17 protein-coding genes are annotated in these 19260 nt (G+C 73.9%); 2 read left to right on the plus strand and 15 right to left on the minus strand.

Annotated elements, in window-relative coordinates; all coding sequences use genetic code 11:
• The first annotated feature begins 79 nt into the window (after positions 1-79).
• The gene (locus ACI1MP_RS31430) at positions 80-2611 is read left to right on the plus strand and encodes a collagenase (RefSeq protein WP_404870069.1); all 2532 of its coding nucleotides are present in this window, start codon (positions 80-82) and stop codon (positions 2609-2611) included.
• A 163-nt stretch (positions 2612-2774) separates the two neighbouring features.
• On the opposite strand, the gene ACI1MP_RS31435 is transcribed toward ACI1MP_RS31430, so the two are convergent.
• From ACI1MP_RS31435 to ACI1MP_RS31450, 4 genes are all read right to left on the minus strand, one after another.
• Entirely contained in the window at positions 2775-3227 is a 453-nt protein-coding gene (locus ACI1MP_RS31435; RefSeq protein ID WP_404870070.1) for a hypothetical protein, read from the minus strand.
• 376 nt (positions 3228-3603) lie between these two features.
• Positions 3604-3801, minus strand: a complete 198-nt coding sequence (locus tag ACI1MP_RS31440; protein WP_404870071.1) for a hypothetical protein — start codon at positions 3799-3801, stop codon at positions 3604-3606.
• Positions 3802-4690: 889 nt separating this feature from the next.
• On the minus strand, positions 4691-5242 hold the full coding sequence (locus tag ACI1MP_RS31445) for a GNAT family N-acetyltransferase (RefSeq protein ID WP_404870072.1): 552 nt from the start codon (positions 5240-5242) through the stop codon (positions 4691-4693).
• Positions 5243-5329: 87 nt separating this feature from the next.
• Positions 5330-6325 carry an aldo/keto reductase gene (locus ACI1MP_RS31450; RefSeq protein ID WP_404870073.1) on the minus strand — a complete coding sequence of 332 codons (996 nt, stop codon included), beginning with the start codon at positions 6323-6325 and terminating at the stop codon, positions 5330-5332.
• A 93-nt stretch (positions 6326-6418) separates the two neighbouring features.
• Between ACI1MP_RS31450 and ACI1MP_RS31455 the strand changes: the two genes are divergently transcribed.
• Positions 6419-7126, plus strand: a complete 708-nt coding sequence (locus ACI1MP_RS31455) for a TetR/AcrR family transcriptional regulator (RefSeq protein ID WP_404870074.1) — start codon at positions 6419-6421, stop codon at positions 7124-7126.
• On the opposite strand, the gene ACI1MP_RS31460 is transcribed toward ACI1MP_RS31455, so the two are convergent.
• The 11 genes from ACI1MP_RS31460 to ACI1MP_RS31510 form a co-directional block, all read right to left on the minus strand.
• Positions 7110-8204, minus strand: coding sequence for a helix-turn-helix transcriptional regulator (locus ACI1MP_RS31460; protein WP_380333652.1), 1095 nt, complete (start codon positions 8202-8204; stop codon positions 7110-7112). The genes ACI1MP_RS31455 and ACI1MP_RS31460 overlap by 17 nt on opposite strands.
• A gap of 54 nt (positions 8205-8258) precedes the next feature.
• Positions 8259-9527 carry an MFS transporter gene (locus ACI1MP_RS31465; protein ID WP_404870075.1) on the minus strand — a complete coding sequence of 423 codons (1269 nt, stop codon included), beginning with the start codon at positions 9525-9527 and terminating at the stop codon, positions 8259-8261.
• Between the two features lie 4 nt (positions 9528-9531).
• Positions 9532-12111: a class III lanthionine synthetase LanKC gene (gene lanKC, locus ACI1MP_RS31470; protein WP_404870076.1), complete on the minus strand. Its 2580-nt coding sequence runs from the start codon at positions 12109-12111 to the stop codon at positions 9532-9534.
• Between the two features lie 34 nt (positions 12112-12145).
• A complete protein-coding gene (locus tag ACI1MP_RS31475; RefSeq protein ID WP_404870077.1) occupies positions 12146-12319 on the minus strand; it encodes a hypothetical protein in 174 nt (57 codons plus the stop codon).
• 26 nt (positions 12320-12345) lie between these two features.
• Positions 12346-12507 carry a hypothetical protein gene (locus tag ACI1MP_RS31480; RefSeq protein ID WP_404870078.1) on the minus strand — a complete coding sequence of 54 codons (162 nt, stop codon included), beginning with the start codon at positions 12505-12507 and terminating at the stop codon, positions 12346-12348.
• Positions 12508-12621: 114 nt separating this feature from the next.
• Positions 12622-13197 (minus strand): GAF domain-containing protein, encoded by a 576-nt coding sequence (locus ACI1MP_RS31485; protein ID WP_380333646.1) that lies wholly within the window; start codon positions 13195-13197, stop codon positions 12622-12624.
• Positions 13198-13237: 40 nt separating this feature from the next.
• Entirely contained in the window at positions 13238-14092 is an 855-nt protein-coding gene (locus ACI1MP_RS31490; protein WP_404870079.1) for a S8 family peptidase, read from the minus strand.
• Positions 14092-17181, minus strand: coding sequence for an adenylate/guanylate cyclase domain-containing protein (locus tag ACI1MP_RS31495; RefSeq protein WP_404870080.1), 3090 nt, complete (start codon positions 17179-17181; stop codon positions 14092-14094). Before ACI1MP_RS31495 ends, ACI1MP_RS31490 begins: the two co-directional genes overlap by 1 nt.
• Positions 17168-17407, minus strand: coding sequence for an aroma-sacti cluster domain-containing protein (locus tag ACI1MP_RS31500; protein ID WP_387998808.1), 240 nt, complete (start codon positions 17405-17407; stop codon positions 17168-17170). Before ACI1MP_RS31500 ends, ACI1MP_RS31495 begins: the two co-directional genes overlap by 14 nt.
• On the minus strand, positions 17404-18078 hold the full coding sequence (locus tag ACI1MP_RS31505) for an iron-containing redox enzyme family protein (protein ID WP_363480597.1): 675 nt from the start codon (positions 18076-18078) through the stop codon (positions 17404-17406). The genes ACI1MP_RS31500 and ACI1MP_RS31505 overlap by 4 nt, the downstream gene beginning before the upstream one ends.
• Positions 18079-18124: 46 nt before the next feature.
• Complete coding sequence (locus tag ACI1MP_RS31510) at positions 18125-19180, minus strand: radical SAM protein (protein ID WP_404870082.1); 1056 nt, start codon at positions 19178-19180, stop codon at positions 18125-18127.
• Positions 19181-19260: the final 80 nt, after the last annotated feature.

Here is a 19260-nt window from a genome sequence, read left to right on the forward strand (position 1 = left end):
TCCGTGGCGCTCCGTTCGCGCTTCCCCCACAAAGGAATAGACGATGCGGCAGCTCTCACGCATGCCCAGGCTGCTGGCCGTGAGTGCCGCGGCAGGCACCGTCCTGCTCGACATATCCGCCGGACCGAGCCAGGCCGCCCCCACGCCGGTCACCCCCGCACCGGTCACTGCCGGCCCGCATCAGCCTTCCGGCAGCTCGTCGGAGGTGCCCGGCAGTCCGTTCGCCGATCCCGAGAGCCCGGGCGCGCCGCAGTCCCGCCGGCTCACGGCCGCGCAGCTGCCGCTGGTCCACCCGCTGTCCGTCACGGCCCCGGCGGAGACCGGCGCGGACAAGGGCCTGGCCAAGGCCGCACCGCGCGCGCTCGCGGCGGCACCGGCCACCGCCCAGTCGTGCACCCCGGCCGACTTCGCCGGCCGGACCGGAGCCGCCCTGGTGTCCTACGTCAAGGCCTCGACCCCCCAGTGCATCGGCTCGCTGTTCTACACCGCGGGAAGCCCGTACGCCTCGACCCTGTTCCGCCAGAGCCAGATGGCGACGATGGCCGACGCCTTCCAGAGCGCCGCCACCTCTTACCCCGGCGACAACTCCACCGCGACCTGGCAGGTCGTCCTGTACCTGCGCGCCGGCTACTACGTGCAGGACAACGACCTCGCACACGTCGGGCCCTACGACGCGACGCTGACCGCCGCCGTGACGCGCGGCATCGATGCCTTCCTGGCCGGCCCGCACGCCGCGGACGTCACCGACGCGAACGGCCAGGTCGCGAACGACGTCATCATCCTCACCGACAGCACCGGGCAGCAGGGCCGCTACCTGAACACCTACCGGCAGGTGCTGAACGGCTACACCAGCGCGTACGACAGCTCGAAGAACCTGCTCACGTACGTCAACAGTGCCCTCTCCGCGCTGGACCGCGGCCATCAGAACAAGGCCTTCGTCGACGCCGTGACCGCGGACCCGGGCATCGTCGACACCCTCGACGCGTTCACCCGCACCCACCACGACCTGCTCGGAACCTATCCCGGCTTCCTGGTCTCCAACGCCGGCATCGAGCTGACCCGGTTCGTCAAGTACCCGGCGTTCCAGGCCAGGATCCGCCCGCTGGCCAAGGCCCTGCTCGACAGCTCGTCGATGACCGGCCCCACCGCCCCGCTGTGGGTCGGCACGGCCAACACGGCCGCCTTCTTCGACAAGGACCAGTGCTCCTACTACGGCGTCTGCGACCTGAAGCAGCGGCTGACCAAGGCCGTGCTGCCGATGAGGCAGACCTGCAACGCCACCCTCACCGTCCTGGCCCAGGACCTCACCGCGGCCGAACTCGCCGCCGTCTGCGCCGACCTCAGCGGCGAGGACGCCTTCTTCCACAGGCTGGTCCGCGACAACGGCCCCATCCCCGGCCAGTACGAGTCGTCCGTGCAGCTCGTCGTCTTCGCGAGCCAGGCCGACTACCAGACCTACGCCGGCGCGATGTACGAGGCGAACACCAACAACGGCGGGGTCACCCTGACCGGGACCCCGAGCGACCCGGCCAACCAGCCGGTCTCCCTCATGTACCGGCACCCGAACGAGAACGGCTTCACCGCCCGGATCTGGAACCTCAACCACGAGTACGCCCACGTCCTGGACGCCCGCTACGACATGAAGGGCGACTTCTTCCAGCAGACCAGCGTGCCCGACCTGTGGTGGATCGAGGGCGTCGCCGAGTACGTCTCCTACACCTACCGTGGCGTCACCGACGTCAACGCGGTCTCCCTGGCCCCCAAGCACACCTACGCGCTCAGCACCCTGCTCCAGAGCACGTACCAGAACAGCGACGTCGTCCGCACCTACCACTGGGGCTACCTGGCCGCCCGCTACATGATCGAGCGATCCCCGGGCGCCGTCCAGACCATGCTCGGCCTCTTCCGCACCGGCGACTACGCCCGCGCCTACGCGTACTACAACGGCATCGGCACCGCCTACGACGCCGACTTCACCAGGTGGGTCGACACCTGCGCCACCGACACCTGCCTCACCGCGGGCACCCCGAAGGCGGCCTTCGACGCCGCGGTACGGGACCTGAACGTCCAGCTGACCGACCGCTCCACCGAGACCGCCGGCAAGGGCAGCATCACCGGCTGGGCCTGGAACTTCGGCGACGGCACCACCGGCACCGCGGCCTCCCCGTCGAAGTCCTACCGCGCTGCCGGCACCTACACCGTCACCCTCACCGTCACCGACAGCAACGGCAGGACGGCCACCACGACCCGGACCGTCACCGTCACCGCCCCGGCCGCACCGGCGGCCTGCACCGACCCCGACGCCCGGAAGATGGACTACAACTGCTTCCGCACCGGCCGCGCCGCCGACGCCGGAAGCTCGGACCAGATGTACATCTACCTGCCGGCCGGCACCACCACGCTGACCGTCTCCACCACCGGCGGCACCGGGACCGCCTACCTCTACTACAGCCCGGACCGCTGGGCCACCAACACGGACTACGCCGCCTCCTCCACGAACAGCGGCACCGCCCAGACCGTGACCGTCACCAACACCACGGCCGGCTACCGCTACATCACCCTCTACGGCAAGACCGCCTTCAGCGGCGTCACCGTCACCACCCAGTACTGACCGGCGCGTGAGCCCGGATGCCCTGGCTCGCGCATCCCCGGGGATGGGTGAGCCAGGGCATCCGTGTGGGCCGCCGCGGCGGGCGAGGTCCATGCAGGCCGCTGCGGCGGCCGAGCCCGGGATGCGGACAACTCCCGGGCCCGACGTTCACGTTGATGAAGCGTCAGCAGGCCACCGGAACTTCCACCACCGGCCGAGTGCCATATGGGCCGCTTCCCTGCACCGAGAAGGTCGCACGCACGGTCGAACCGCACGGGGCGGTGGCGGTGAAGCCGTTCACCTGCACCGTGGTGGAGTGGAACGCCGTGCTCCCGTTCACGGAGCCGAGCGAGTTGCCGCCGACCACCTCGGCCGACAGATTGGTGTACAGGGTCTGCCACGACACCGGACCGTCGGGCGGGCCGGCAAGGCCGATCTTCCCGTAGATCACGATGCTGCTGCCGGTGACGTCTGCGCAGGCGTAGGTCGCCAGCCCGGCCTGGAGAGCGTACTTGCAGGTCGTGACCGTGGCGGCGGCGGTGTCGGCGCCGGTCGCGGCGGCGAAGGCCGGCACGGGCGTCGTGAGCAGGGCGGCGGCACCAGTGGCGCCCACCGCGATGCGGGTGATGCGGTTCATGGTCTTCTCCTTCAGACGATGTGAGAAACCGGTCGGAGACAGGCACTTTTGGCCATGTGACATTTCACGTGTGCCATGACCTAAACCTTGCCATGCGATTCCAAGGCTCCGGACCAATCCTGCCTTCGAAGTGTCAGCCCGTCTGAAAGTTCATCCTGGATGACGTAAATCCGCCCGGCTGGGCCAATGCGGCTACCACCCCGGGCGAACCCGCGTCGAACGCCGGGTGAACCACCTCCCCGCCGTCCGGCTCGCGGCCTCCGCCGTCGGCCAGGCCTCCAGGCTCGACGCCTCCCGGTCGGGCAGCAGGTCCACCGGCCGGCGGGTCTCGGCGTCGACCAGCACCGTCCCGTAGGCGCGGCCCTTGCGCGTCGCGTCAGCCGCAGTTGTCGGTGTTGATCACGGTGGAGGACAACGGTTCGTCGGGGCTGCTGATGGTGTCGATGGAGATGCACGGGTTGTCGTTGGTCCCGCTGAGGATGCCGACGTCCGAGTCGGCGGAGGCGCCGCCTGCCATGGTGAACATCGCGGCCGAGGCGAGCACGGCAGCGGCAAGCACGGTGCGGATACGCATAGGAGTCTCCTGACGTCCTGGGTGCGGGTCGCCCTGTGCGGCCCGACACGCCAGGGGCACTGCCCAAGGAGACCCCGAGCGCAGCCGGCGTGATCCCGGCACTCACTCCGAGGGGCGAACGCTCACGCCGGTGCACCGGAGGCGAAGGCGGGGGCGAAGGCGGCGGCTGAGGGGCTGGGACGGCGGGAGCTGCTGCCGCTGCGCATGCAGCAGTGCGAGCAGTCCGCGGTGCGCTCCGGTGACGGCGTGTACACGCTCGCGCGGGACCCGCAGGCCGGACGGCCGCTGCTGCGCACCCTCGACCCCGGGTTCTTCTTCCCGGAGTGGGGCGACGAAGTCGATGCCGCCGAGTTCCCCGCCGGGGTTCACTTCGCGTGGGAGCTGCCGGAGGACCCGCGCACCGGCCGCAAGGCCCGGCTGCGGAGGGTGACGTACGAGCTGGGGTCGATCGGAGCGGCGACCCGTCCGCGCATCTACCCGTGGGCGCCCGGCAAGCCGTCACAGGTCACCTGCTGTTCCCGCCGACGCGGAGTGGCTTCTCGAAGACCTCAAGGCCGCACACGAGGTCTACAACCTGTCGGTGGACAAGGCCGTGTACCGGGTCCGCGCGGACGGTGAAGTCCTCCAGGGGCCGGACCTGCAGATCGACTTCGTGTGTTCGAGCCTTGCCGGGCGCAGCGCGCGACCTCTCGGTCCGCCTGGTGTCCTTGCCTCGTCTCTGTGCTCTGCCGTGCGAAACCCTGGTGGGCGACCGTGCAACCGGTCGCGACATGATCTCCTGCCGTTCCCACCATCCCGACCTCGGGGGATCACCCGACCGGCCGAGTCACCCAACGCGATCGGGGCGCTCCGCAGGGGAGCGCCCCGAGGCGCGGAGGAGGCCGTTCCGCTACTGAGCGGGGCGCGCCTTCCGGGGCTTCCACTCGTCCGAGAGCAGACCGAGGACGGCCTGGTCCACGTACTCGCCGTAGACCCAGGCGGAGCGTCGCAGGGTGCCCTCCAGGGTGAAGCCCGCGGCGGTCGCGGCCGCGAGCATCGGGGCGTTGTCGGTCAGGGTCTCCAGTTGCAGGCGCTGGAAGCCGCGGACGGCGAAGCCGTACTCGCACAGGGTGTGCACCACGTCGACGGCGAGGCCGCGGCCGCGGAACGCGGGGCGCAGGGCGAGCCCGAGGTGGGCGGTGCGGCTGTGCGTGTCGATGCCCCAGAGCAGGGCCTCGCCGGCCAGTTCCGCCGACTCCAGTTCCACGACGGAGAAGAAGGCCACCTCGTCCGACGGCCCGGCCACCACGAAGGGCGAGTGGCCCGAGGTCGCGGCAATGGGCTGCCAGGGGCGGGAGTCGGCGCGCGACCGGGTGGCCACGTCGTCGTAGAGCTCGGAGTGCAGAACCGGGATGTCGTCCTCGTGTCGGGCCCGCAGCCCGATCCTTTCGCCATGAAGCATGGTCAATTGCTATAGGAGGAGTGGTAGTTGATCAAATGAATTGCCCCGCTGTTATGGCCGGCATCGGATCCGGGGCCCGGGGCCCGGTCAGTTCTCGCTGTCCAGGTGGGCCATCTGCGCGGCCGCGTAGCGGGTGCCGGCGGCCGAGTCGGCGGGGACGGCCTGCTCGACGGCGGTGAGGTCGGCGGCGGTGAGGTCGAGGGTCGCGGCGGTGAGCGCCTCGGCGAGGCGGTCGCGGCGGCGGGCGCCGACCAGCGGGACGACGTCCTTGCCCCGGGCGGCGACCCAGGCGATGGCGACCTGGGCGACGGTGGCGCCCCTGGCGTCGGCGACGGCGCGCAGGGCCTCGACCAGGGCCAGGTTGTGGTCGAGGTTCTCGCCCTGGAAGCGCGGGCTGTGGCTGCGGAAGTCGCGCGCGCCGATCTCCCGCTGCCGGCTCCAGTGACCGGACAGCAGACCGCGGGAGAGTACCCCGTACGCGGTGATGCCGATGCCCAACTCGCGGGCGGTGGGCAGGATTTCGGACTCGATTCCGCGGGAGAGCAGCGAGTACTCGATCTGCAGGTCGGCGATCGGGTGGACGGCGTGGGCGCGGCGCAGCGTCTCGGCGCCGACCTCGGACAGGCCGATGTGGCGGACCAGGCCGGCCTGCACCAGCTCGGCGATCGCGCCGACGGTCTCCTCGATCGGGACGGCCGGGTCGAGGCGGGCCGGGCGGTAGATGTCGATGTGGTCGGTGCCGAGGCGGCGCAGCGAGTAGGCGAGCGAGGTCTTGACGGCGGCCGGGCGGGTGTCGATGCCGAGCATCGCGCCGAGCGCGTCGCGCTGGACGCCGAACTTGACGCTGATCACGGCGTTGTCGCGGCTGCGGCCGCGCAGGGCGTCGCGCAGCAGCAGTTCGTTGTGGCCCGCGCCGTAGAAGTCGCCGGTGTCGAGCAGGGTGATGCCGGCGTCGAGCGCGGCGTGCACGGTGGCGATCGACTCGGTTTCGTCGGCCGCGCCGTAGGCGTCCGACATGCCCATCAGGCCGAGGCCGAGGGCGGAGACGACCGGTCCGTCGGTGCCGAGGGTGCGCGTGTCCATGGGAGGTTCCCCGTTCGCTCGTTAGCGGCGTTGTCGATAAGACCGTAGCACCGATAATTCGCCGCTAACAAGAATCCGGTAACGTTGCTCCACATGAACGCAGACGCCGCCCCCGACCCCCGCGAGCGCATCCTCGCCGCCGCCGCCGAACTCCTCGCGCAGGGCGGCAGCGAGGCCATGTCGACCCGCGCCGTCGGTGCCGCCGCCGGCGTCCAGGCCCCGACCCTCTACCGGCTGTTCGGTGACAAGCAGGGCCTGATCGACGCCGTGGTGAACTACGGCTTCGAGCGCTACCTCGCCGAGAAGACCTCCCGCACACCCGGCCCCGACCCGGTCGACGACCTGCGCCGCGGCTGGGACCTGCACGTCGAATTCGGCCTGACCCACCCGTCGTTCTACCCGCTGATGTACAGCTCCGACCGCTCCGGCGAGGCCGCCGAGGCCGCTGAGCGGTCCGGACGGGTGCTCGCCACGATGCTGGAGCGCGTCGCCCGGGCCGGCCGACTGATGGTGCCCGTCCCGGCGGCCGCCCGGATGATCCGCGCCACCGCCCTCGGCGTCACCCTCACCCTGATCGCCGAGCCGCCCGCCACCCGCGACGTCGCACTCTCCACCCGGATGCGCGAGACCGTCCTCGCCGCGATCACCGGCGCCCCCGCCGCGGAGGTGTCCACCCCCGCCGCCCTCGCCATCGCCCTGGACGCGACGCTGCCCGAGCGGCCGCACCGCTTCACCGCCGCCGAGACCGCCCTGCTGCGCGAGTGGCTGCGCCGCCTGACGGACGTCAGCCCGGAGAGTTGAGCGCCAGCATGATCAGGGCGGTGAGCTCCTGCCGTCGGCTGACACCGGTCTTGGTGAACACCGACTTCAGGTGGTCCTGCACGGTGTAGGGCGTCATCGCGAGGCGCTGCGCGACCTCGCGGGTGTCCGCGCCGCGGATCAGCAGCAGCGCGACCTCCTGCTCGCGGCCGGTGAGACCGTACGCCGCCAGGTGCAGCGGAATGACCTGCGCCGGGGAGGCCGGGGAGGCGACCACGGTGACCTCGTCGGCGGCCGGATCCGCGGGCAGGGTGTCGCGCAGCGCGGCGGCGTGCAGCAGGTACCAGTGGCCGTCGTGGGTCCGGATCCGGACCGGGACGTGCGGCGTGGGCAGGCCGTGCGCGGCCCGCCGGGCGTGCTCGGCGGCCATCGCGATCGCGGTCGGCACGCGCAGCGAGGTCGGCGACGGATCGGCGAGCCGGGCCAGCAGCTCCTCCGCCGGGCCGGACAGCGCCCGCGGACGGTTGTGCCGGTCGAGCAGGAACACCGCCGGCGCCGGATCGGCCCGGCCCGGCGCGGCCGCCGGGATGTGACTGGCGCGCAGCGCCTGGCCGAGCAACTTGGCTGCGGCGTCCGCGAGTTCACGCTGCTTCGCCGGGAAGGGCCCCCGGTCGGCGGCCCGCATGAACGCCGCGCACCCCCACATGCCGCCGGCCGCGTCGAACACCGCCCGCAGCTCGTCCCCGAAGCCGTACCGGGAGATCTGCTCCCGAAACCGAATGCTCTGCTGCGGCGCGCCCCGGCTGGCCCGGCTCAACGTCTCCGCGTGCACCCCGCTGTTCCGGATCTTCGGGAAGGTGGCCAGGTCGTCCGCCCACACCTCCAGATATACCGCGTCGTGGAACTGGCCGAGGTTGAGGTCGTCGCTCTGCACCGAGTTGACCAGCCCCGTGGCCGGGTCGCTGGTGTGCCAGCAGACCGCGTCGAACTCCAGTACGGGGCGCAGGAGTTCATCGGCGCGACGGAAGATCTGACTGCTCGCCAGGCCAGGTGCGGTGAGCTCCCGCAGGCCTTCGATCGCTGCGCGCGCGGCGGCGCGCTGCGGTCCGCGTAATCCCATGCGCGGACGGTAGCACTTGTGTTCGGGGTGTGGCGACGGCGTGTGCGCGAGTGCTCACTTGGCGGCGGCGGTGACCTCCTCGACGGCCGTGCTGTCGGCCGCGAACGGTGCGCCCCGGATGACCCGCAGGGCGAGCGGGGTGACCAGCAGGACGGCGACGACGGCGGCGCCCGAGAGCGCCCACAGCGCGGGGCGGACGCCGAGCAGGTCGCCCAGCAGGCCGCCGGTGAGCGCTCCGACCAGGCCGAGCGCGCCGATGTAGACGTGCAGGGTCGCGGTGACCCGGCCGAGCACGTCCTCGCTGGTCTCCGCGAGCAGCACGGGGCTGAGGGCGATGTTGGCGATGGAGCCGAACAGGGCTGGAATGCCCACGCCCAGGCCCGCCACCACCAGGGCGAGCGGCAGCGGACCGCCGGCGGCGGGGTACAGCAGTTCGGACAGCATGCCGGCGACGTAGCACAGGACGACGACCTGCCGGGCGTCGCGCTGCGGAGTGAGTATCCGGCCGGCCAGCGTCGAACCGAGCAGGCCCAGCAGCCCGGCCGCCATGCCGACCAGGCCGTACACGCCGGTCGGGACGCGCAGGGTGTGCAACAGGTAGATCCCGCCGAGGGTTCCGCTGCCTGCGGCGGTGAGCACCGGGACGGACAGCATCAGCATCAGCACGCGGAGGAACCGGTTCCGGCACAGGATGCGGCCGCCGACCAGTGCATCGCGCAGGAACGTCGACTTCCCCGTGCGCGGCGCACGTTCCAGCGGAGCGGCCGGGCCCATGGCCAGCAGGGCGGCGGCGCTGAGCAGGTAGCTGACGACGTCGATCACCAGTGCGGTCGCAGTGCCGAAGGCAACGATGGCCGGGCCGGCCACCAGTCGGCCGACCAGGCCCGCGCCGAGCTGCCCGCTCTGCAGGCGGGCCCGGGCCCTGGTGAGCTCGCCCGCCTCGACAACCTGGTTGAGGTGCAGGAAGTACACCACCTCGGTGACCACCGACACCGCGCCGGACACCAGCGCGAGGGCGATCAGCCAGGGGATCGAGACCACGTCGCCCGCCACGGCGGCGGCCACCGCGGCGATCGCCAGCGCGGAGACGGTGTCGAGCAGGACCAGGGCGTGGCGGGGCCGGCGGATCCGGTCGGCCAGCACACCGGCCGGCAGCCCGAACAGCAGGGCCGGCAGGGTGCTCGCCGCGCCGATCAGGGAGAGCTGGCCGGGGGACGCATCGAGGTGGACGACGGCGACCACGGGCAGCGCGACGGCGGTGAACAGGGAACCGACGGTGGAGGCGGTCTGCCCCCACCAGTAGAGCGTCAGATCGCGGGCCACGGGTTCACTCCGCAGGTGCGTCGAGGGTGAACAGCAGGTCGGCGCGCGGCGCGAGGACCTGGTCGAGCGCCAGCAGGACGCCGGCCGAACCGGTCCACAGCTCGGTGCTGAACCGCAGCAGGCCCATGCCGAGGAATCGCACCGTCCCGTCCTCCTGCGGCACCGCGTGCTTGTACAGCCTGCGGGCGGACCGGACGGCCCCGGCGCGGGAGGCCTCGTCGCCGGTCAGCAGGGCGTGCTCGGCGAGGACGAAGGCGAATCCGGCGCTGCCCGCGAAGAGCGCCGGCAGCGCGGTGTGGCCGCCGTGCAGCGGGGCGAGCAGGCGCGGCATGGTCTCGGCCAGCCGCGCGTCGGGGACGGTGCGCAGATACCGGGTGGCGACGTGCACCAGGCCCGCCGAACCGCAGTACAGGTACGGCATGGCGCGCTTGTCCTCGGTGGAGACCGGGAACAGCAGGCCCGCCGCGTCCGGGTCGGTGGCCCGGTCGAGTTCGGCGTGCAGCAGCTCCACACCCCGGGCGAGCAGCGAGGTGTCGCCGGTGACCTGGGCGAACTGCTGGTACGCGAGAGCCAGTCCGGCGCGCCCGTTCAGCAGGCCGGTGGAGTCGTCGCGGCCGAGCCGGGGCACCAGGTCCGCGCCGTGCGGCTGGGCGGCCAGCAGGGCGTGCGCGCGGCCGGCGTGGTGGGCCTCGCCGGTGCGGCGGTACAGCGCGAGGTGGCCCATCGCCAGGCCGGCCGCGCCGCCGTGCAGGGTGGCGCTCTGCCCGACCAGCGGGTGCGCGTCGGCGGTGTCCAACAGGCTTCGGGCCTCGTCGATCAGCCCGTGCTCGGCCAGCACCCAGGCGATCCCGGACAGGCCGACGTACAGGCCGGGGGCGAGTTTCCCGGCGTCGGCGAGGGCGTCGCGGCGCAGCCGCTCCAGGGCGCCCTCGGGTGCCTCGATTCCGCAGCGGTTCAGCGCGTGCAGCACGCCCGCTGCTCCGTAGACCACGCACAGCGTGTTGCTGCCGTATCCCTGCGGGACGGTCGGGAAGGTCCGCAGCGGGTGCTCCGGGTCGGCGGCGGCGAGCAGCCCCGTCGCCACGGCCTCGCGCAGGTCGGCCAGGTGGCGCAGCGGGTCGGCGGCGATCTCCTCCGGCGACGGCAGCACCGGGGACTCGCTCGGCGGGTGGTAATGGGTGGCGCGCTTCCACAGCGCGTCGGTGACCGGGGCACGCTCGGTCAGGTCGTGGTGGAAATGGGTCAGCGAGTCCGGGGTGCGGTCGGAGGTGTACGGCAGGGAGCCCACCAGCAGCTGCGCCAGGCTACTGACCCCGTAGTCGTCGTAGGCGGTGCGGCCGTCGCGCTCCACGATGTGCTGCGGGGGGACGTACCCGGGCGTGCCCATCACCCCCGGGGTGTCGTCAGGGCCGCACGCCGTCTCGAAGTCGATCAGTCTGATCTCGTCGTCGGCTGTGACCAGCACATTGGCGGGGCTGACGTCCATGAACGTCCAGCCGAGGGCGTGCAGGCGCTCCATCGCGGCCTCGACCGAGCCGAGGATTCGCTCGCAGCGCGCGTAGTAGGCCGCGAAGTCGTCCGGGGTGGTGTCGGTCTTCAGCAGCGGGTGGCCGGTGGGGGGTATCCGGTTCAGGGGCTTGCCGTCGATGAACTCGGTGACCATGAACGCGTGGCCGCCGGCCGCGAACAGGGCGATCGGCTCCGGGACCAGGCCCGGCGCGAGCCCGTGCAGCGTGGTCAGCGTCTGCCACTCCTGGTGCAGCCGGGCGACCGAGTCGTCCTCGCCAGCGCCCAGGCCGTGGAACGGGCGCGCCTCCTTGAGGAACACCTTCCGGCCGGTGGCGACCTCCAGCCCCTCGTAGGTGCCGCCACCGCTGGAGTGGACGACCGCGCGCTCGATCGAGAAACCGCGCAGCACGACCGGCCCCTCGGGGCGGGCCGTGGCCGGGGGAAGGGCCGCGGCGAACGGGTCGGTGAGGCCCTCCGGCAGGTGGAACGAAGCGCCGCGCCGGTCCGGCACGGCCTCGCCGTTGGCGTCCCGGGTCAGCGAGGTGCGGCTGCCCTCCGCGTCCACCCGGTCGCGGGTCAGGTACGCCCCGTACCGGTACTGGACCGTCTCACTGCCCTGGAAGCGCCGGTCGGTCAGGATCAGCGGGCCCTGTTCACCGTCCAGCGCCTCCCGCAGCGCCTCCATCAGCCGGCGGGCCGCATCGGCGTCCGCCGGGTACGCGGCGATGAACTTGCCGCTCTGCGGCCGCGACGCGTGCTTGCGGTGCAGCCACCAGTACCAGTGGTCGGTGGCGAGGTGCTTGAACGCCACGTCCTGCGCGAAGCAGATCTCCGCGACGGTGTCCAGCACCGCGGCGGCCCGCGAACGGCGCGCCGACACGTGCACCTTCCAGCCGTCGTCGGGAAGTTCCGGCATCCCTTCCCGGTGCCACATGGTCCAGATCCCGCTCACCGTTCCGTGCCAGCCCTCGGCGGCCCGGCCCGGCGTGAACGCTTCGCCCTTCGGCGCGGCGGTGTCCAGCGGCTCGTAGTACTCCCGGTCCGCGACGGCGAATTCCGCCAGCGCCTCGGCCATGAACGTTCTCCTTGTCGGGTGGTGGTTCGAGGTGTCAGCTGGCGGTGGTGACGGGGGGCTTGATGACGCAGGTGATGCTGAGCGTGCTGTAGGAGGCGACCTGGTGGGCCTCCACCTCGGCGTCGCTGTCGGCGGTGGGCGCTTCCTGGAGGGAGAGGACGGCCTCGGTCTCGGCGTCGGTGTCCTCGGGGGTGCGGTCGGTGCTCATGTGCGGGCTCCCGTCGGCCGGTGGCGTCAGGACTCGGTCCGGACAGTCTTGGTGACGGTGATGTTGCAGCCGATGGTCCAGGTGCTGGCCTCGTGGGCCTCGACCTCGTCGCCGGTCTCGGTCTCCTGGAGGGAGAGGACGGCCTCGGCCTCGGCGGCGTTGTCCTCAGGGGTCTGGTCGACGCTCATCGCGATCTCCTGATCTGGTGATTGGTCGGCTCAACTGCCGTTGAAATTAAGGTAGTTGGCTTCGCTTCAAGACCGGTACGAGCCCGGTTCAGGGCCGGTACAGACCAGCGGCCGTCACCGGTCGGCGTGGTCGCCGATCAGCCGCTGGACCTCCGCCAGCAGACGTACCGCCCGGTCCCGGTCGTCCGCGCCCGTGGCCGTCGCGGAGCCGTCCACGGCCACCCGCAGCGCCACCGCGGCCTGGCGGGCGAACAGCGCCAGCAGCTCCAGCTCCGGGAGGCCGGCTCGGGTCGGGCCGGGGGCCGGGTCCAGGACTTCCAGGACGCCGAGCACCCGGTCGCCATGGATGAGCGGGGCGGCCATCAGGGCGTCCGGCACGTAGCCGGTGGACTCGGCGGTCTCGTGGTCGAAGGTCGCACTGCGGCGCAGGTCGTCGACGATCATCGGTTCGCCCGATCCGGCCACCCAGCCGGCGATGCCCTGGCCGGCGGGGAAGCGGCGGCCGATCAGGAACTCCTGCCCCTGGCCGGACACGGCCTGGAAGACCAGTTCGAAGGACTGGTGGTCGAGCAGCATGATCGAGCCGGCCTGGGCGCCGAAGATGGCGCGGGCCACGTCGACCACCGACTGCAGGAGCTCCGCCACCACCGGATCGGTCGGCAGTGCGGCGGGGGCGGTTGGCTGGGTCATCTCGACCACGGTCCCTTTCTCACGGCGCACGGCCCGGCGCTCACCGGGTACCGCCGACGTGGACGTTCGCTGCGGACAGGTACAGGGCGTGCTTCAACTGAAAAGGCGTCAGTCGGGGCCGCTCGGAAAGGATCCGTGCGCACAGGCCCGCGATGAACGGCGTCGCATAGCTGTTGCCGCTGGAGCGCACGGTGGCACCGCCGAGCCAGGCCACCTCGACGTTGACGCCAGGGCCGAAGAACTCGACCGGCGGCTCGGGGTTGTAGAGGTGCAGATCGGGGGCGTCCTCCAGGTGGCTGCCCACCGAGATCACCGAGGAGAAGCGCCAGGGGAAGCTCTCCACCTGTGCGTTGTGGGCGGACGCGACGATCGTGCTGCGCCCGAAGTACGCCTCGTCGGCCAGCGCGTGCAGGTCCTCCGAGTAGCGGGTGCGGGTGGTCGAAAGGCTCAGGTTGATCACCTCGAAGCCCTGTCGGATCGCCCAGCGCAGCCCCGTCAACAGCACGTCGCCGCTTCCGGTGAACCGCTCGCCGAGCACGCGGACGCTGTGGATCTCGCAGTCCGGCGCGGCTCGTCGGACGATGCTCGCGCAGGCTGTGCCGTGGCCGGAGACATCGCCCGGGTGGTCCGCGCCGACCTCCTCGACCCGGACCGTCCCGTCCTCGTCCTTGCGCACCACGTGCGCACTCGCCACCCCGCCGACCAGCGGATGGCTCCCGTCCACCCCCGAGTCGACCACGCAGACCCGCACGCCCCGCCCCGAGCCGCCGACGAGGGCGCCCGGGGTGGGGCGGTCGGGGAGGGCGTCCGCCTCCGTCCGGACGTCCTCGGGCGTCCTGCCGGTGAGGCGCCAGGTCAGGCCGCGCGGGGGCGCGGCGTCGGGCAGGGTCGTCATCAGGAGACTGCCTCTCTGCGGGGATGGTGGTCGGCCAGGGCCTCGGCGAGCCGCACGCCCGGGCCGTGCCCCTTGGCCGTGAAGCGGCCGGCGGCCGCGGTGGCGGCCAGGGCGCGCTCCCGTTCCAGGCCGAGCAGTGCGGCGGTGCGGGCCAGGTCGGCGGCGGCCAGGCCCTGGAGGATCGGCGAGTCCGTCCGGCCGGCCTCGGCGACCGCGCCGCGGGCCAGTTTCAGCGCCGCGTCCCGGTCGCGGCCGGTGGCCGCCAGCCGGGCCAGCAGGCCGTCGCGTTCCGCCACCGCCGCGAACGACAGCCGCTCGCCGGTGCGGGCCCGCTCCTCCTCCAGCGCGGCCAGCGCGGCCCGGGCCGGCGCCCGCTCGCCCAGGTCCAGGCGCAGGCGCGCCGTGTCGAGCAGCGCACCGCTCAGCAGGGCGCCCCCGCCCAGCTCCCGGGCGGCCGCGGCCGCCGCGGTCAGCAGCTCCAGCGCCTCCCGGGGCCGTCCGCCGAGCGCGGCCACCGTCGCGCCGAACAGCGGCAGGAACGCCGCCGCCTCCGCGTAGCCCAGGCGCTCGGCGTGGTGCCCGGCCTCCGCCAGGCAGGCCGCCGCGCCGGCCTCGTCGTCGCCGAGCGCCAGCAGCACCGCCAGCGGGCAGTTCAGCGTCACCCGCACCGCCCGGCGGCCGCGGCCCTGCGCCGCCAGCAGCTCCCGGCAGCGGGCCACCGCGGCCGGCGCCGGGACGGGGCCGCGCCACAGCGACACGCCGATCGCGCCCAGGGCCGACGCCCGCTCCTGCTCGCCGTCGGAGCGCTCCGCGTGCCGCAGCGCCCGGGCCAGCAGCCGGGTCGCCGCGGCGTGCCGCCCGTCGGTCTGCTCCTGCTGGGCGAGCCGCAGGCAGGCCCGGGCCTGGCCCAACTGGTCGCCGGCCCGTTCGAACACCGGCAGGGTCTGCCGGGCCACCGGCGCGGGCGCCCGCTGCTGGCCGACAGCGGCCAGGCTGAGCCGGGCGTGCGCCGCCTCCACCGGGTCCTCGGCGCTCGCCCCGACCTCGGCGAGCAGTGCCCGGCCGGGCTCGACCCGGCCCAGCGCGAGCAGCGCCTCGCCGAGCCGCCGGGCGGCCGGGAGCCGGCCGTCCTCGCCGGGGCGCAGCAGGCCGGTGGCCCGGGTCAGCAGGTCGACCGCCCAGCCGGGGTCGGTGCGGGCCGCCGCCCGCGCGCCCGCCTCGGCCAGCGACGACGCGGCCGCCCGCCGCAGGCCCTCGGTGCGCGCGCCGGCCAGGCCCAGCTCGGCCCGGTAGCGGTGGGCGCGCTCCAGGTGGCCGCCGAGGGCCGCCGGTCCGGCGGCGCGCACCGAGCGCAGCGCCGCCGCCCGTTCGTGCCGCTCGGCCCGCCCCTGCTTGGACAGGCACTCGTACGCGACCTCCTGCACCACGCCGCTGGCGAACCGGAACGAGGCGCCGTCCGACACCACCAGCCGGTGCCGGACGAGGCGCCGCAGCGCCGCCGACAGGTCCGGCCCGCCGGTGTCCAGCGCGGCCAGCTCGGCGGCGGCGAACTCCCGGCCCAGCACGCACGCCAGGTCGACGGCCCGCCGTTCGGCCGGGTCCAGCGCGTCCAGCCGGGCCCCGATCAGGGTCTGCAGGGTCAGCGGCACTCCGTCGCCGCCCGCGCCCGCCGGGGCCGCGAGCAGCTGCTCCAGGTGCAGCGGATTGCCGCCGGCCCGCTCCAGCAGGTGCGCGGGCGGGGCGTCGGAGAGCGCCCGGGCGAGGCGCAGCGCCTGCGCGTCGGGCAGTCCGCCGAGGGTCAGCACCCGGTGCGCGCCGGCCGGGCGGACGTCCAGCAGTTCGGGGCGGCCCAGTACGGCGACCAGCACGGGCGCGTCGGCGAGGGCGGCGACCACCCGGTCCAGCAGGTCGAGCAGCAGCGGGGCCGCCCAATGCGCGTCGTCGACCACCAGTACCACGGGCGCCGGGTCGGCCAGCGCGGCGAGCACCTCGACCAGCGCCGCGCCGGTGTCCTCCAGCGACGGGGTGGGCGTGCCGTCGGCCAGCAGGCCCTGGGCGAGGACGTCCAGGCCGGGCGGGTGCGGACGGTCGGGCGACCTGGCGAGCAGCGAGGTGACGGCGTCCGCCAGCGGCTGGAGGCCGGCCCGCTCGCCGGGCGGGCGGCAGCGGCCCGCGCCGAACCGCCTCGCGCCGGCGCTCGCCAGCCAGTGGCGCAGCAGCCGGGTCTTGCCCTGGCCGGGTTCGCCGCCGAGCACCAGCAGCCGGGCCGAGCGGCGCTCCGCAGCCTTTGTGAACTCCCGATCCAGCAAGGAGAGTTCCGGCTTCCGCCCGACGAACGGCAGGTCGACCCGGAGGCTGTCGGGCATGCCGCGGTCCAGGCCGAGCAGCCGGTGCGCGGTCACCGCCTGCGCCTTGCCCTTGAGCTGCAGCGGCCCGACCTCGGCGGTCCGCACGCCCGGGCCGGCCGCCCGCAGGGTGTCGGGGCCGATCAGCGCCTCGCCCGGGGCGGCGTTCTGCTCCAGCCGGGCGGCGACGTTCACCACCTCGCCGGAGACCAGCGCCTGCCGCGCCGACGCGTCCGAACCGGTCACCACCCGGCCGGTGTTGACCCCGATCCTGATGGCCAGTCGGATGCCCGGCTCGGCGTCCAGCTCCTCGTTGAGGGCCCGCAGCGCCGCCAGCATGCCGAGCGCCGCCGCCAGCATGCCGAGCGCCGCCGCCACCGCCCGCCGGGCGTCGTCCTCGCGGACGGCCGGCACGCCGAACACCGCCATCACCGCGTCCCCGATGAACTTCTCCACCGTCCCGCCGTGCTCCTCGATCGCCGCCCGCATCGCGTCGAAGTACCGCAGCGTCACCCCGCGCAGTGCCTCCGGGTCGAGCGTCCCGGACAGCGCGGTGGAGCCGACCAGGTCGCAGAACAGCACGGTGACGATCTTGCGGCCGGCGGTGGTGGGGCCGCGCAGCTCGGCGCGCGCGGTCCCGCACGCCGCGCAGAACCTGGCCTCGGCGGGCAGCGGACGGCGGCAGCCCGGGCAGCGGTCGTCGGCCGGGCCCGGGCCGGCGCCGAACGCGTCAGAAGAGAGCACCGCCCGCCACCTCCGCATGTCCCTGGACCTCGGGCCCGGCCTCCTCCAGCCGTCCCTTGAGGTCGGCCAGCAGGGCCAGTTCCTGATCGGTGAGCGAACGGAGCACGGCGTGCTGCTCCTCGGTGAGACCGCTCAGGTCGAACCCGGCGGCGGTCAGCGCGGCCAGGGCCGGGCCGGGGTCGGCGCCGTTGGTGCGGTCGGTGCGGTCGGTGCGGTGGTCGGTCATCGCTGTCCTCCGGTGTCCGCGGCGAGCTGGTGGAAGAGCCGGGCGAGGATGCCCGCGGTGTGCAGGGCGCTGACGGCGACCTCGGTCTGCTGGTCGGACGTCAACGGCAGCCGGTCGAGCTGGCGTTCGACCTCGGCCAGGTGCTCGGTGTCCAGGTGGGCGTGATCGCGCACGGTGCGGAACGCGGCCGCGGGCAACCCCGTCCGGGCGGCCAGCGCCCCCGCCAGCACGGGCGACGGCGCCTGGCCCTCCAGCACGGCCAGGTAGCCCAGCAGCGCGGCCGGATGCCGGTGCGCGATCCGGTAGTACTGCGCGCCCGCCAACTCCACCACCAGCGGCGGCGCCAACGGGCGCTCCGGCCCCACCGGCTCCCCGGCCGCGACCAGATCCGCCAACAGCCAGGCGTCGTGGCCGCGTTCCTCCTTCGCGTGCTCCGTGAAGTACGCGGCCAGTGACGGCGCCCACGGGTCGTCCAGTCGCGCGCAGGCCGCCGCGGCGCACTCCAGCAGCGGGACGGACGCGGTGGTCAGCGCGTGCATCGCCCAGAGGTAGCGGAGATAGCGCCTCGTCAGGTCGCCGTCCGGACGCCACAGGTGGGCGCTCGCCCGGTGCAGGGCGGGTGTGGCCAGGGCGAGACGCGCGTTCAACGCGCGGGAGAACGGGATGCTCACGGGGTGCCCCCGGGGCGGACCCGCGGCCCGTGCGGGGGCGGAACGCTCATGCCGTCCCCCCGGGTCGGACCAGGTGGGCGTACGGGGCGCAGCCGTGGCGGCGCAGCAGGGCGGCGGGGCCCTGGGCGCGCAGGCGGGCGGCCGAGAGCTGGTCCAGCAGGCGGCCGGCCGCGCCCGCGGCGGCGGCGTCGTCCGGGCCCGGCTGCTGCGGGAGGGCGCGGCAGCCGGCGCAGTAGCCGCCCGGGGCCGGGCCGGCGCCGCCGCGGACGCGCAGCCGGTCCGGGCCGAGGGTGCGGATGAGGCGCAGCCGGGGCGAGTCCAGGGTGCGGCGGCGGACGGCCGGCCAGTCGTCCTCGGCGATGTGACCGAGCGTCAGGTGCGGCGGGGCGGGCCGGACGTCCACGGTGCGCTGGTTGCAGCAGGCGAGCACCGTGCCGTCCGGGGCGACGGTGGGCCACGCGGCCATCGCGCACGGCCCGCCCGGGCCGGTCGCCGTCCGGCCGGTGGTGGCGCGGCCGACCGGGCGCACCTCGTTGACCAGCATCGGCACCCGGTCGCCGAACTCCCGGAGCACTGCGGCCGTCGCGTCCGCGAGGTACGGGTCGTCGGGGCCGGCGCCGGTCAGGTGCAGGCTGACGGGGACGCCCGCGTCCAGCGCCTGCGCCAGCACCCGGAACACGTCCGCGCGCGGCACCTCGCGTTCGTGCGGGGCGTCCAGGCTGGCGGAGAAGTGGTCGAGCGCGGTGATCGTCCGCAGGATCGGCGCGGGGATCCGCCCGCCGTCGCGGGCGAAGAACAGCCCGCTCAGCAGCGAGACCCGTGCCCCGGCGTCCTGCGCGGCGCGCGTCAGGTCGTACGCCAGGCCCGGCAGCAGCAGTGGCTCGCCGCCGGTCAGCAGGACCACGTCCGGCCGCGACCCGGGTGTGAACGAGCGGACGAAGCGCAGCAGTTGGGCGCGGCGTTCGCGGTCCGGGTGGTCGGGGGAGTCCATCGACGAGTCGGTCGAGCAGTGCGCGCACGCCAGCGGGCACCGCCGGGTCAGTGCGACCAGCAGGCCGCCGGCGGGCTCGGGCCGCAGGTCGAGGATCTCCGACAGCTCCACGTCCGTCCCCTCCGTCCGAGCGAGTGTCAACTGGACTGTGGGGGGCGGTGGTTGCGGGCCGGTACAGGAACGCCTAAGTC

The organism is Kitasatospora griseola, assembly GCF_044999035.1.
Lineage (GTDB): Bacteria > Actinomycetota > Actinomycetes > Streptomycetales > Streptomycetaceae > Kitasatospora > Kitasatospora griseola.